This window comes from Pseudomonas sp. SZ57 (assembly GCF_009495975.1).
Classification (GTDB): Bacteria; Pseudomonadota; Gammaproteobacteria; order Pseudomonadales; family Pseudomonadaceae; genus Aquipseudomonas; species Aquipseudomonas syringae.
On the sequence record NZ_WIBD01000002.1, the window covers coordinates 140,976 to 153,611 of the forward strand.

General features: G+C 60.3%; 11 protein-coding genes. 3 read left to right on the forward strand and 8 right to left on the reverse strand.

The genetic code is table 11. From position 1 onward, the window contains the following. Positions 1–3: 3 nt before the first annotated feature. The 7 genes from dhaL to GE543_RS00910 all read right to left on the reverse strand — a co-directional run bounded on the left by dhaL (position 4) and on the right by GE543_RS00910 (position 7,252). Positions 4–654, reverse strand: coding sequence for a dihydroxyacetone kinase subunit DhaL (gene dhaL / locus GE543_RS00880; protein ID WP_153220213.1), 651 nt, complete (start codon positions 652–654; stop codon positions 4–6). A gap of 3 nt (positions 655–657) precedes the next feature. Next, positions 658–1,659 carry a dihydroxyacetone kinase subunit DhaK gene (locus GE543_RS00885; protein ID WP_003402617.1) on the reverse strand — a complete coding sequence of 334 codons (1,002 nt, stop codon included), beginning with the start codon at positions 1,657–1,659 and terminating at the stop codon, positions 658–660. A 40-nt stretch (positions 1,660–1,699) separates the two neighbouring features. After that, the gene (locus GE543_RS00890; RefSeq protein ID WP_003410434.1) at positions 1,700–2,815 is read right to left on the reverse strand and encodes an erythritol/L-threitol dehydrogenase; all 1,116 of its coding nucleotides are present in this window, start codon (positions 2,813–2,815) and stop codon (positions 1,700–1,702) included. 29 nt (positions 2,816–2,844) lie between these two features. Further along, positions 2,845–3,600: an SDR family oxidoreductase gene (locus GE543_RS00895; RefSeq protein ID WP_044312811.1), complete on the reverse strand. Its 756-nt coding sequence runs from the start codon at positions 3,598–3,600 to the stop codon at positions 2,845–2,847. Between the two features lie 136 nt (positions 3,601–3,736). Further along, positions 3,737–4,747 carry a substrate-binding domain-containing protein gene (locus tag GE543_RS00900; protein ID WP_003395474.1) on the reverse strand — a complete coding sequence of 337 codons (1,011 nt, stop codon included), beginning with the start codon at positions 4,745–4,747 and terminating at the stop codon, positions 3,737–3,739. Positions 4,748–4,790: 43 nt separating this feature from the next. Beyond that, positions 4,791–5,768 (reverse strand): ABC transporter permease, encoded by a 978-nt coding sequence (locus GE543_RS00905; RefSeq protein WP_003410438.1) that lies wholly within the window; start codon positions 5,766–5,768, stop codon positions 4,791–4,793. Further along, the gene (locus tag GE543_RS00910) at positions 5,765–7,252 is read right to left on the reverse strand and encodes a sugar ABC transporter ATP-binding protein (protein ID WP_153220215.1); all 1,488 of its coding nucleotides are present in this window, start codon (positions 7,250–7,252) and stop codon (positions 5,765–5,767) included. Before GE543_RS00910 ends, GE543_RS00905 begins: the two co-directional genes overlap by 4 nt. A 278-nt stretch (positions 7,253–7,530) precedes the next feature. Between GE543_RS00910 and rpiB the strand changes: the two genes are divergently transcribed. From rpiB to GE543_RS00925, 3 genes are all read left to right on the forward strand, one after another. Next, positions 7,531–7,992, forward strand: coding sequence for a ribose 5-phosphate isomerase B (gene rpiB / locus GE543_RS00915; RefSeq protein WP_003395470.1), 462 nt, complete (start codon positions 7,531–7,533; stop codon positions 7,990–7,992). A gap of 67 nt (positions 7,993–8,059) precedes the next feature. Continuing rightward, entirely contained in the window at positions 8,060–9,040 is a 981-nt protein-coding gene (locus GE543_RS00920; RefSeq protein ID WP_153220217.1) for a sugar-binding transcriptional regulator, read from the forward strand. 69 nt (positions 9,041–9,109) lie between these two features. Next, positions 9,110–11,485, forward strand: a complete 2,376-nt coding sequence (locus GE543_RS00925) for a glucose/quinate/shikimate family membrane-bound PQQ-dependent dehydrogenase (protein ID WP_153220219.1) — start codon at positions 9,110–9,112, stop codon at positions 11,483–11,485. 88 nt (positions 11,486–11,573) lie between these two features. On the opposite strand, the gene GE543_RS00930 is transcribed toward GE543_RS00925, so the two are convergent. Beyond that, positions 11,574–12,347, reverse strand: coding sequence for a helix-turn-helix transcriptional regulator (locus tag GE543_RS00930; RefSeq protein ID WP_153220221.1), 774 nt, complete (start codon positions 12,345–12,347; stop codon positions 11,574–11,576). Positions 12,348–12,636 lie beyond the last annotated feature (289 nt).

A 12,636-nucleotide genomic window follows, 5' to 3' on the forward strand; every position in this document is an offset into this window, starting at 1 on the left:
GCTTTAGCGGCCTTTCAGCCTCGGCTGCACTGAATCCGCCAGTTGCGTCAGTATCAGGCAGCACGACACCGCGCCTGCATCCAGCACGCCGAGCGACCTTTCGCCGAGGCGGCTCGCCCGGCCTATCTTCGCCACCAGATCACGGGTGGAATCGCGCCCTTGTGATGCAGCGCTTTTCATTGTATCGAGCGCTGCGCTGAATGATTCCCCCCGGGCGTGGGCCTGCTCGAAGGCTTCGACGGCCGGAATCAAGGTATCCATCAAGCATTTGTCGCCGACCCCGGCTTCGGTGATGTCCTGCAGTGAGGTGAGGCCGCCGCGCAGCAGACTGGCGAAGGCAGCGGCATCGATCTGCTCGCAGCCGCGCACCTGATCGGCCATGCCGATAAACAGGCTGCCATACAGCGGGCCCATGGAGCCGCCGATGCCTTCCATCAGGCTCAGGGTCAGCTCATCCAGCGCCTCGGCGAGGCTCAGCTGGCGGCCTTCGATGGTACGACCGCAGTGGGCGAAGCCCTTGGCCATGTTGATGCCATGGTCGCCGTCACCGATCGCGCCATCCACTTCGCTGAGGTATTCGCGGTTGGCGACGATCACGCTCACCAGGTCGGCAACGATGGCAGTGCCATGCTGGGTAGAGAATTGTTCGCTCATGGTTCACTCCGCCTGGGTCATGCCGATGGAACGGCAAGGGTGGTCGATCAGCTTTTTCAGCTCGGCGTCCAGGCCCAGCAGCGTCAGGGTTACGCCCATCATCTCCAGCGACGTGAAGTAATTGCCCACGTAGCAACGATGGATTTTCAAGCCCCGAGCCTTGAGCAGACGCTCCACTTCGGCGTAGAACACGTAGAGTTCCATCACCGGCGTTGCTCCAAGGCCTGAAACCAGCACGACTACGCTGTCGTCCACGCTGAAATCCCGATCGGCCAGAATCGGCGCCAGCATGCGTTCTGCCATGGCCGCCGCAGACTCGATGTCGATGACTTCGATACCCGGTTCGCCATGGTGGCCGATGCCCAGCTCCATTTTGCCGTCGGGGATCTGAAAGTTGGGCTTGCCGACCGCCGCGATGGTGCAGGGCGTCAGGCCGATACCGATGGATCGGCATTGATCCACGGCCTTCTGCGCGACGCGGATCACGCCGTCCAGATCGTAACCGTGTGCAGCCGCGGCGCCGCCGACCTTCCACATGAAAATTTCCCCGGCCACTCCGCGTCGCTTGGCGATATCGGATTTCGGTGCCGAGGCCACATCGTCGTTGGCCACCACGGTGCGCACTTGCAGGTCTTTGCTGGCGGCCATTTTCATCGCCAGCTTCACGTTCATGTTGTCGCCCGCGTAGTTGCCGTACAGGCAGGCGATGCCTGCACCGTGATCGGCCGCGCGGAAGGCGTCGAAAAAGCTCTTGGCCGTGGGCGAGGAAAAAATCTCGCCGACCGCTACCGCATCTACCAGCCCGGGACCGACATAGCCAAGAAAGGCCGGCTCATGACCCGAGCCGCCGCCGGTGACGATCCCTACGTGCCCTTGTTCTGAAGGGCGGGTTTTGCTGATGACCCGCGGGTTACCTTCACTTTGCGACAGTTCGGGGTGCGCTACCAGAATGCCGCGCAGCATGTCCTCGACCACCTGGTCCGGATCGTTTATCACTCTGTTCATAACGCGATTTCCTGTGTTCTTTTTATAAGGATCGGGCGGATCAGGGTTCCAGAACCACCTTCAATGATTTATCACCGCGCTCCATGACGGCAAACGCCTCCTTGAACTCCGCCAGGGGGAATTTGTGCGTGACGACGTCGCGCATGTCGATCTTGCGGTTGCCGATAAAGTCGATGGCGCGCGGGTACATGTAGGGGCCGAGGTGAGAACCGAGCACGTCCAGCTCCTTGCGGTCACCGATGATCGACCAGTCCACCGTGGCTTCATCGTTGAATACGCTGAACTCCACAAAGCGTCCGAGTTTGCGCAGCATCGCCAGGCCCTGATTGACGGCCTTGTGGTGTCCGGTGGCTTCTATATAGATGTCGCAACCGTAGCCGTCGGTTATCTCACGGATCTTCGCCAGCACATCGACCTCGGCCGGGTTCCACACCTCGTCGGCGCCCATGCGCAGGGCGAGGGCGGCGCGCTCGGGCTTCATGTCTAGAACGATGAGTTTTTTCGGGTTACGCATGCGCACCGCGCCAATGATCCCGAGGCCCAGTGTGCCGGCACCGGCGACGACCACAATGTCGTCGAAATCGACATCGGCCCGTTCGGCTGCGTGCAACGAGCAGGCCAGTGGCTCGATGAGAATGGCTTCGTCCGGGGCAATCGAGTCAGGCACCTTGTGAATGATGCCTTCCCTGGTAAAAATCATGTACTGGGCCATGGCGCCCTGCACGTTGTTCTGAAAGCCGTAAAGGTCGTGCTTCTGGCACATCCAGTACTGTCCGTGGTTGCAGAAGCGGCAGCCCCAGCACGGCACGATCTGTTCGGAGATCACCCGGTCGCCGATCTGCACGCCACGCTTTTCGGCACCAGGGCCGAGCGCCACCACGCGACAGACGAATTCATGGCCTGGAATCATCGGTGGTTTGACGTAGCGAGGCTGCTCGGCATCGCCCCAGAACGAGGGCGCGCCGCGATAGGTCTTGATGTCGCCCATGCAGATGCCACACAGCTCGACCTTGGTGAGGATTTCGTCGGGGCCGGGAGTCGGCACATCCACGGTTTCCAGCCGGTAGTCTTCCGGACCGTGGCAGACCACGGCCTGCATGGTTTTCGGTATGACCGGTGAAAGTTGTTCGGCAGTGCGTTCGGTGACGGTGGGCATGACGATGAACCTCACGACAGAAAAATGAATTACTGGATGCTGTAGCCGCCGTCGATCACTACGTTTTCGCCGGTGATCATGCTGGCGGCGTCGCTGAGCAGGTACAGGGCCAGCCCGGCTATTTCCTCCGGCTGGGCGAAGCGGCCTGCCGGGATCTGCGTTTTGGCCCGTTCTCCGACTTCGCCCGCCCAGGCTTTTTTGCCCAGCGCGGTCTCGACGATGGTGGGGGAGATGGCGTTGACGTTGATGTGCGGTGCCCACTCCATGGCCAGTACTTTGGTCATGCCGACCACTGCGGCCTTGCTCGCGCAATAGGCAACGTGCCTGTCCAGACCAATGACCGCGGCCTGCGAGGCAAGGTTGACGATGCGTCCGCTGCCTTGGCCGAGCATGTGTCGTGCGCAGGCCTGGGCGACGAAGAAACTGGCCTTGAGGTTGATCTCCAGCGTCGTGTCCCAGGCCTCTTCGCTGACGTCGACAGCCTTGTCCAGCATGGCAACGCCAGCACTGTTGACCAGATAGTCGATGCGTTTGAAATGCTCGAAGACGCTGTCGATGGTGCTGTTGACCTGGTCGACCCGGCGCAGGTCGACCGCAATACCGAGGTGCCCGCTGCCCAGGTCGGCGGCAACCTCGGCCACTGCCGGGTCACGGTCCAGCAGTGCGACCCGCGCCCCGCGTGCGACCAGCAGGCTGGCACAAGCAAGGCCAATCCCGGCTGCTCCGCCGGTGATGACCGCACAACGGCCATTGAGATCGAACGCCTTGTTCCAGAATTCAGACATGAAGATGACTCCTGTAGCGCTGTTTTTTTGAAGATTCAAACACGTTAGCTTTTGATTCTGGCCGAAGGCCGTGGGAGCGAAGCGTCGCCCGGTTCGCTCCCACGCCCTTCGGGCAGAAGCGGGAATCTCAGACCGGTTACTTGCCGCCGCTGACCTGCTTGTATAGCGCATCGGCGTTGGCATCGGTGACCGGCACCCAGGGCAGGATGTAGTTCTTGTCGGTGCCGTCGCCCCATTTGACGTCCTTGGCGTAGCGTTCCCAGATCACCGACTGCGGCTTGTAGTCCTTGCCGGCCAGGGTGCGAAGGGCGACATCGAGGGCGCCCTGCGATTGGGCCTGGGCGTCCTGCAGAAAGGTCGTGATTTCGTTTTTCTTCGCCGCCTGGATGGCATCAGGCATGCCGTCGATGGAGGTGATCGGCACATCGGCAGGCTTCAGGTTGCGCGACATCACCGCTTGCAGGGCACCGAGAGCCATGTCGTCGTTCTGCGAAATGATCCCGGAGATGCCACCGTTCTGATGCGCGTTGAGCCAGTCTTCAGTCAGGGTCTGGGCTTCGGCCCGGGACCAGTTGGCGGTCTTCTTCTCGATGATCTTGATGTCCGGGTGTTTGCTCAGGACTTCCAGCTCACCTTTTTCCCGATCAATTTGCGCCGACTGGCCAATCGGCCCCTGGATGATCACCACATTGCCTTTGCCCTTGAGCTTGTCGACCATGGCCTGCGCCTGCAGCCGACCGCCCTCGACATCGTCGTTGCCGACGTAAGGCACCTTGTTGCCGGCAACCCGGGTGTTCGATGCGATGACCGGAATGTCGTTTTCCATCGCCCTGGCCACCGTGCCGACGCCGGCCTTGGTGTCGATGGGCACGAAAATGATCGCATCGTAGTGCTGGGTGATCATGGTCTCTATCTGATTGTTCTGGGTCAGCGCATCGTAGTTACCGTCGAACACGGTGATTTTCACGGTGCCGTCCTTGACCGCCGGATGCTCCTTGAGCTCACGCACCCAGTTCTGCATGAACTGACCCTTGAGGCCATACACCGCCGCGCCGATCTTGTAAGTCTTGCCATCGGCGGCCATGGAGATACTGCTGGCGAGCAGGGAGAACGCCGCGACAGCGGCCAGGGATGTACCGAATTTCATGATGAGAACCTCGTTATTGTTGTAGTCAGTCGTTCATGCCGGTTTAGCGTTTTTTCTTGCGCCACACATCAATCAACACTGCGAACACGATGATCAGGCCCTTGGCGACCTGCTGGTAATAGGAGGACACGCCGAGCAGGTTCAGGCCGTTGTTGATCACGCCGATCAGCAGTGCGCCAAACAGGGTGCCGACAATGCTGCCGGTGCCTCCGGACAGACTGGTGCCGCCGATGACCACTGCTGCGATGGCGTCCAGTTCGTAGGACATGCCGGCCTGGGGCAGGGCGGAGGTGGTTCTGGCTGAGAGCACTACGCCTGCCAGGCCGGCGAGCAGCCCGGAAACCACGTACACCGAAAACATCACCTTGCGTACGCCGATACCGGAGGTGCGTGCGCTCTTTTCGTTGCCGCCGACGGCGTACACGTAACGGCCGTAGGTGGTGTAGCGCAGGACCATCCAGAAAATCAGTGCGACCACCGCGAAGATAATGATGGGCACACCAATCGGGCCGAGCCGGCCGATACCCAACGCCAGGTATTCTTCTGGCAGGTCGGTCACCGGACTGCCGTCGTTGAGGATGAAGGTCATGCCGCGGGCGATGCTGAGCATGCCCAGGGTGGCGACGAACGGTGGAATCGAAAGATTGGCGACCATGAAGCCATTGACCACGCCGAGCATGGCGCCGGCAAACATGCCTGCGCTGACCGCTGCCAAGAGGCCATAGCCCTGGGTCGCCACCAGTGCGCTGCACAATCCGGCGAACGCCAGAATCGATCCGACGGAAAGGTCGATGCCCTTGGTCAGGATCACGTAGGTCATGCCGACCGCGAGAATGCCATTGATCGAGGTCTGACGCAGGATGTCCATCCAGTTGCGCCAGGTCATGAAATATTCGCTGGCAAACGCCAGTACCAGGCACAACAGAATGAACACCAGCGGCAGGCCGAAACGGTCGAGAGACAGGCGCAGGCGGCTGCGTGGAGACGTGGAGGCTGGTGCGATAATGGTTTTGGCATTCATGAGGCAAGACTCAACAGGACTTCCTGGGAAAGATCGGCATCGCTGCTGATGGTCACCAGCTTGCCACCTTTGAACACGGCGATTCGGTCACTGAGGCGCAGCAGCTCCGGCGCCTCCGAAGAGACCACGATGGCGGCCCCGCCAGCGCGTACGAACTGATCCAGCAGGTGATAGATTTCCTGCTTGGCACCCTCGTCGATGCCCCGGGTCGGCTCGTCGCAGAGCAGGCACACCGGTTCGGTGGAGAGGCATTTGGCGAGGACGACCTTCTGTTGGTTGCCGCCGCTCATCGACGCGACGGGCAGATCCAGCGACGTCGTCTTGATCTGCAGGCGCTTGACCATGTCTTCGGCCAGCCTGTGCTCCTTGCGGGCATCGATCAGCGACCAGTTTGACAGCCGGCGGTAAGCCGACAGCGCGATGTTGGACAGGATGCTGCCACTGAGCACCAGACCGCTGTCCTTGCGGTCTTCGGTGACCAGCGAAACGCCCGCGCGAATGGTCGCCTTGGGCAGACCGACCGGCAGTGGCTTGCCTTGCAGGGTGATGCTGCCGGCGTCCGGTGTGGTCAGGCCGTAGAGACAATTGAGGAACTCGCTGCGACCCGAGCCCATCAGCCCATAAATGCCGAGAATTTCGCCGTGATGCACGTGCAGGCTGATGTCTTCGAACTCGCCGTTGCGGCTCAGGCCCTCGACCTTCAGGCAGCATTCGACCGTGCATTCGCGGCCGACCTTGTGATCGACACGCTGCAACTCCTGGCCGACGATGCCGCGCACCAGATGTGCCCGGTCGATATCGGCCATGCGTCCGCTTTCGACAAAGGCGCCGTCGCGAAAGATGCTGTAATCGTCGGCAATCTGTGCCAGTTCGCTGAGGCGGTGGGAAACATAGATGATGCCTGCGCCCCGGGCGGCAAGCCGGCGGATGGCCTTGAACAGGATTTGCGCTTCACGCTCGCCGATGGCTGAAGTGGGCTCGTCCATGATCATCACCGAGCAGTCATGGCTGAAGGCCTTGGCAATTTCCACCAGTTGTATCTGCGCCACACTCAGCAAATGCATGGGGCTGGTGGCGTCGACGTCGAATTCCAGCTCGTCCAGCAGTGCGCGGGTGCGTCGGTTCAGTTCCTTGCTGTCGACAATGCACCCGGCCCGGCGTGGCTCGCGGCCCAGCCAGATGTTCTCGGCGACGGTCATGAAGGGGATGGGTTCCAGCTCTTGGGTGATCATCGCAATCCCGGCTGCCAGAGCATCGCCGGGACGATTGAACTGCACCGGCTCGCCGTTGAGCAGGATGGTCCCGGCATCACGTTGGGTGATGCCCATCAGAATGCTCAGAAAAGTGGACTTGCCCGCGCCATTGCCGCCGCACAGGGCGTGCACGCTTCCGGCTCGCAATGAGAGACGCCCGTCACGCAGGGCGGGGATGCCAGCGTAAGCCTTGGTGACGTGTTCAGCCTGGAGCAGTAATGGCTTGGCCATTGGCGTGTCCTCGTGCTGTGAATTCTTATTAGGTGCTGATGCGTTGCTCAGTGAGCATATGTGTATCAAATGAAATTCTGATCAGTCAATCTGTTTCCCATAAAAGTTTTGAAGTGTCCGCTTGAAGGCAGCCCTGCGGCAGTTCTGAGCTTTTGTTCAGGATTCGCTGGAAAACTTGCTTGACAGAACCGGGCTAATGTTTCAGAAATGACTGATCGGAATTTCACCGATTGAACATTTGGTCAGATAATAAGACCCCGGCAGTGGAGCCTGATGCCATGAACACACCTTTCCCGGTGGCTATCGGATGTGATGAAGCGGGTTATGAACTCAAGGAATTGTTGAAGCGCCATATCGAGTCGCTGGGTTATCCGGTAACCGATTTCGGTACTCATTCCACGGCGCCGGTGCTTTACCCGGACATTGCTCTGGCCGTGGCCACAGCGATCAATGCCGGGCAGCAGCGGCTTGGCGTGCTGGTCTGCGGGACCGGAATAGGCATGGCCATCTCCGCCAACAAGGTCTTCGGCATTCGTGCGGCCCAGGCTCACGACACCTATTCGGCCGAGCGGGCGCGCAAGAGTAACGATGCGCAAATTCTTTCCATCGGTGCACGGGTGATCGGCACGGAACTGGCGAAAAGCATCGTCAAATCGTTCCTGGAGTCGGAGTTCGAAGCCGCGCGCTCCGGCGCCAAGGTCGAGCGCATCAACGCGATAGAGCGTGACGGGCATCAATAGTCAGTGGACGGGACAGGGCGGGAGTAGGGAGAATGTGCCTTTGACGCCGAAACGGAAGCCCGTCCACATGAGTGACAGTACCCAGCGCATGGCCAGCGACATCGATCTGATGACTGAAGTCGCGATGCTCTATTACCTTGAGAACGTCACTCAGGAAGCCATCGCCAAACGCTTTGACCTGTCGCGCGCAAAAGTCAGCCGACTGCTCAAACGCGCACGCGATGAAGGGATTGTCGAAGTACGGGTGCTGCAGCATCCGGCGATGAACAACGAGCTGGAAATGGCGCTGGTCGAGCGGTTTGCGCTGGACAGGGCGTTGATTGCAGTCGACCACAGCGACCCGGACACCCAGCGCTCGGCGGTCGCCAGCCTGGTTGCCAATTACCTGAACAAGACCCTGGGCGACGGCATGATCGTCGCCGTAGGCATGGGCCGCAATGTGGGTGCGGTTGCGGACAACGTCTTCCTGCCGGTGACGCGTAACTGCACATTTGTCTGTGCCATCGGCGGTTCGCTCAAGGCGGGCGAGTACATGAACCCCGACCACATCTGCCGCCGTCTGGCGCTGCGCTTCGGTGGCGAAAGCGAGAGCCTGTACGCCCCGGCGCTGGTCGCCAACCCCGAACTGCGCAGTGTTCTGATCAGCAACGACACCGTGCGCTCGACCCTTGACCGTGCCCGGCGTGCCGACATGGCGCTGATCGGTATTGGTGACATGAGCGAGAACAGCAACATGGTGCGCATGGGCTGGTTCTCCCCGCAGGAAATCGCTCAGGCCAGGCTGTCCGGCACGGTGGGTGACATGATGGGCTATGACTTCATCGACATTCATGGCAAGCCTGCGGTGAATGCCATACAGGGCCGGGTGATCGGCCTGACCGTGCAGGAATTGTTTCGTATCCCCGATGTAGTGGCCATCGCCAGTGAAAACACCAAGGCCGCCGCCACGCTGGGTGCTTTGCGCTCAGGCGTGATCAACACCCTGGCAACCACCGTCACCAACGCCCACACTATCCTTGCCCTGGATGACGCGACACGCAAAAACTGACACTACGGGCGAAATCCGTGGTCGAAAGCGTCGCTGCGCAAGATCGGATAACAATAAAGGGCAAGGAAGATGATTCTCAAAGTGACCGGTATCGTCATCGCGATACTCAGCCTCATTCTGCTGTTCATGGGCGCGCAATTGGTGGCTGCCGGCGGTTCACCGGCCTACTCGGTGATCGCCCTGGGTTTGCTGGCCACAGCAACCCTGGTTTTCCTGAAAAGGAAATCGGCGCTTACCCTGTATGCCGTGATGATGTGGGGGATTCTGCTCTGGATCATCTACGAAGCCGGCCTCGACAAATGGCAGTGGATCCCTCGCGGCGATCTGTTTGCACTGATCGGCCTGTGGCTGGCCATGCCCTGGGTAGTGCGGCCGCTTTATCAGGCGCGCTCGCGTACCGATAACCGTCGTTTTCACCCGTTGCTGGGCGGAACGCTTGGAGCAATGCTGCTGATCGTGATTGCGCTGATGTTTCACGATCCGTACCCGCAGCAGGGGCGGATCGACAACGTGGCGACCACCCGCAGCGCCGACTCGGCAGGCCGTGACTGGGCTGCATATGGCGGTAGCAACATGGGCCAGCGTTTCTCCAGCCTCGATCAGATCACCCCGGCCAACGTCGGCAAGCTGTCAGTGGCCTGGGAATACCATACCGGCGACCTGCGTGATGAGGACAAGGACGCCGGCGAGTACACCTTTGAAGCCACGCCGCTCAAGATCAACGATCGGGTGTACGTGTGTACGCCTCATAACGAAGTGCATGCACTGAACCCGCAGACCGGGCAACTGGCCTGGAAATACACCCCCGAGAAAAAACGCTCGTACCTGCAACAGCATCAGACCTGCCGTGGCGTCAGCTATTATTCCGCGGCCTCCGGCTCGACGGGTCAGCCACAACAGCCGGCTCAATGTGCCAAACGCATCATCACCGCGACTGCAGATGCCAGACTTGTAGCGCTTGATGCCGACAGCGGCAACCTGTGCAGCGACTTCGGCAGCGGCGGGGTGATCGACTTGAGCGTCAACATGGGCGCGATCCGCCCGCACGCGCTGATGCAGACCTCCGCGCCACTGATTGCGGGCGATCTGATCGTGATCGGCAGCTCGATCATGGATAACGGTTATAACGACGGCAACCCGTCCGGGGTGATTCGCGCCTACGACGTCATCACCGGCAGGCTGGTGTGGAATTTCGATCCGCAAAATCCGGACAACACTCAACCCATAGCGGCCGACCAGAACTATCCGCAGGACACGCCGGTCGCTTGGGCAACCCTGAGCGCTGATGTCAAAAACGGTCTGGTGTACGTCCCGTTCGGCAACGCTTCGCCCGACGAAACCGGCACTCGGCGTAACCCCGGCAGCAACACCGAGCAGTTTCGCGATGCGCTGGTGGCTCTTGACCTGAAAACCGGTGCGCTGCGCTGGAAATTCCAGACCTCGAACAATGACCTCTGGGATCGCGACAACCCATCGCAGCCCTCACTGCTGGATCTGGGAAAGGACGGCAACGGCCAGCCTGCCGTGATATTGCCGACCAAGGTCGGCAACATTTTCGTGCTTGACCGACTGACGGGGGAGCCTATCGTGCCTGTCGATCAGGTCAGTGTGCGCACCGAGGGCGGTGTCGAAGGCGAGCGCTTTGCACCCACCCAGCCGGTCTCGCGACTTAACTTCATCCCGCCGGTGCTGACCGAGAAGTCCATGTGGGGCGTTACGCCCTTTGACCAGATGGCTTGCCGGATCGCTTACAACACACTTCGTTATGACGCTAACCCCTGGACACCGGCCACCGAGTCGGGATCACTGATCTATCCCGGCAACATAGGCGTGTTCAACTGGGGTTCGGTGGCCGTGGACCCTGACCGCCAGTTGCTGATCGCCGCACCGGTGCGCCTGGCGTATGTCTACAACCTGATCAAGCGCCCCGCGCAGGCCCGGGAAAAACGCCTGTTCACTCAGGAGGGCAAGCCCTACTGGAACGAGAACTTCGACGGTGACTATGCCATCCGTATTTCCAGATTCGCCTCGAGCCTTGGCATTCCGTGCACAGCGCCACCGTGGGGAACCATGGCCGGGGTCGATCTCGCGACCGGCAAGACCCAATGGATGCGTCGGGTCGGTACGACCAAAAACCTCAAGACCAGCTTCATGCAGGGACGTTTTCCGGTTGGCTTTCCCATGGGCATGGTCGCCCATGGCGGTCCGATGGTGACGGCAGGCGGATTGGCCTTTCACGGTGCGACGGCGGATAACTTTTTCCGCGCCTATGACGTCAATAACGGCGAAGTGCTCTGGGAGCATGAGTTGCCCGCCGGCGGACAATCCATTCCTTCGACGTATACCGGCAACGACGGCAAGCAGTACGTGGTCATTGCTGCCGGCGGTCACGGATCGCTCGGTACGACACTGGGCGACAGCGTGATCGCCTTCCGGGTTGATTGAAAACACAAGCGTCTGTGCGAAAGGGCCTTTAGTGGCCCTTTTTTATGAGCGCGTATCGCTGCAGTTCATTCACGATGGCATACGCGTTTCAATCACCTGCCATCCAGCGTGCCAGGCCATGTCGTCCGCTGACGCCCAGTTTGGCGGTAGCGCGCTTGAGGTAGGTTTCCACCGAACTGTTCTTGACCTTGAGGCGCTGCGCCATCTCAGCCACGGTGCCACCGGTCAGCAAGCCCAGGCAGACTTCCTGCTCGCGTGCTGAAAGTGTGACCGAGTCCTGTGCGAGCCTGCCACTGAAGGCCTGATCCAGCGAGCCAGGCTCCGGCTCGAGGCGGGTGGCGTTGTTGCTGGACTGAACAAGGCTCTGCGCGTGATGCTCGACCAGCGGCAACAGTGTGTCGGAGAGGCTCTTGAGCAAGGACAATTCTGTCAGGGAAAACGCCCGCAACGCAGTCAGCCGATAAAAACAGATGATCAGCCGACGTTCACCGTGGCTGGACACCAGATTGCACTGGTGGGTGTTGTGCTGAGGAAGTTGCGCGCTCAGCGGGGTCTTGAGCTGGATCAATAACGGGTCCTGCATGTGCAGAATGCTGGGTAGCAGAGGATGGCCGGTGGTCTCGCCGCCGGGAGGGTCATGTTTCAGGCCCGCACTGCCGAGCGGATTGATACGACTGATGCTGCTCTCACGCAGGTCCAGCGTCCATTCACTGAGGCCAAGCCCGTGAATGGGCACCAGCGAATCCACCAATTGCAGCATGTGCCCGGCAAAGGTGTCGTCGCCCGTACTGGATACCAGTTTGGCCAGTTGCAGATAAAAGCGTGGGTCGTCGTGGTACTCGAAATGTTGCGCCGTGTTCATCTTGAGCTTTCCTGATTCCGACCGCGCAAAAACGGACCATGTCGACTGCTGCGCGGCAACTACTGATTGCACTTACTGATGAGCCAGATGATGGCACTTGGTCTCGGGGTATTCAGCCTAAGCTTTCATCCTGCGTCTGTAACAAAAAACAGGGACAGGATTGCAATCGGCCGAAAGTGTATCTGCACCGACATTTGGCTGTACGGCACTGTCCGGGTTTCAGGGGCCATACACAGCTGGGACGGCAGTGCTTAATCCGCTGCCTACCTGCCAAGAAGGACCTTGAGTC

Excerpts from the sequence above, each read along its gene's own strand:
- dhaL (WP_153220213.1), bottom strand. The coding sequence starts at position 654 with ATGAGCGAACAATTCTCTACCCAGCATGGCACTGCCATCGTTGCCGAC.
- GE543_RS00885 (WP_003402617.1), bottom strand. The coding sequence starts at position 1,659 with ATGAACAGAGTGATAAACGATCCGGACCAGGTGGTCGAGGACATGCTG.
- GE543_RS00890 (WP_003410434.1), bottom strand. The coding sequence starts at position 2,815 with ATGCCCACCGTCACCGAACGCACTGCCGAACAACTTTCACCGGTCATA.
- GE543_RS00895 (WP_044312811.1), bottom strand. The coding sequence starts at position 3,600 with ATGTCTGAATTCTGGAACAAGGCGTTCGATCTCAATGGCCGTTGTGCG.
- GE543_RS00900 (WP_003395474.1), bottom strand. The coding sequence starts at position 4,747 with ATGAAATTCGGTACATCCCTGGCCGCTGTCGCGGCGTTCTCCCTGCTC.
- GE543_RS00905 (WP_003410438.1), bottom strand. The coding sequence starts at position 5,768 with ATGAATGCCAAAACCATTATCGCACCAGCCTCCACGTCTCCACGCAGC.
- GE543_RS00910 (WP_153220215.1), bottom strand. The coding sequence starts at position 7,252 with ATGGCCAAGCCATTACTGCTCCAGGCTGAACACGTCACCAAGGCTTAC.
- rpiB (WP_003395470.1), top strand. The coding sequence starts at position 7,531 with ATGAACACACCTTTCCCGGTGGCTATCGGATGTGATGAAGCGGGTTAT.
- GE543_RS00920 (WP_153220217.1), top strand. The coding sequence starts at position 8,060 with ATGAGTGACAGTACCCAGCGCATGGCCAGCGACATCGATCTGATGACT.
- GE543_RS00925 (WP_153220219.1), top strand. The coding sequence starts at position 9,110 with ATGATTCTCAAAGTGACCGGTATCGTCATCGCGATACTCAGCCTCATT.
- GE543_RS00930 (WP_153220221.1), bottom strand. The coding sequence starts at position 12,347 with ATGAACACGGCGCAACATTTCGAGTACCACGACGACCCACGCTTTTAT.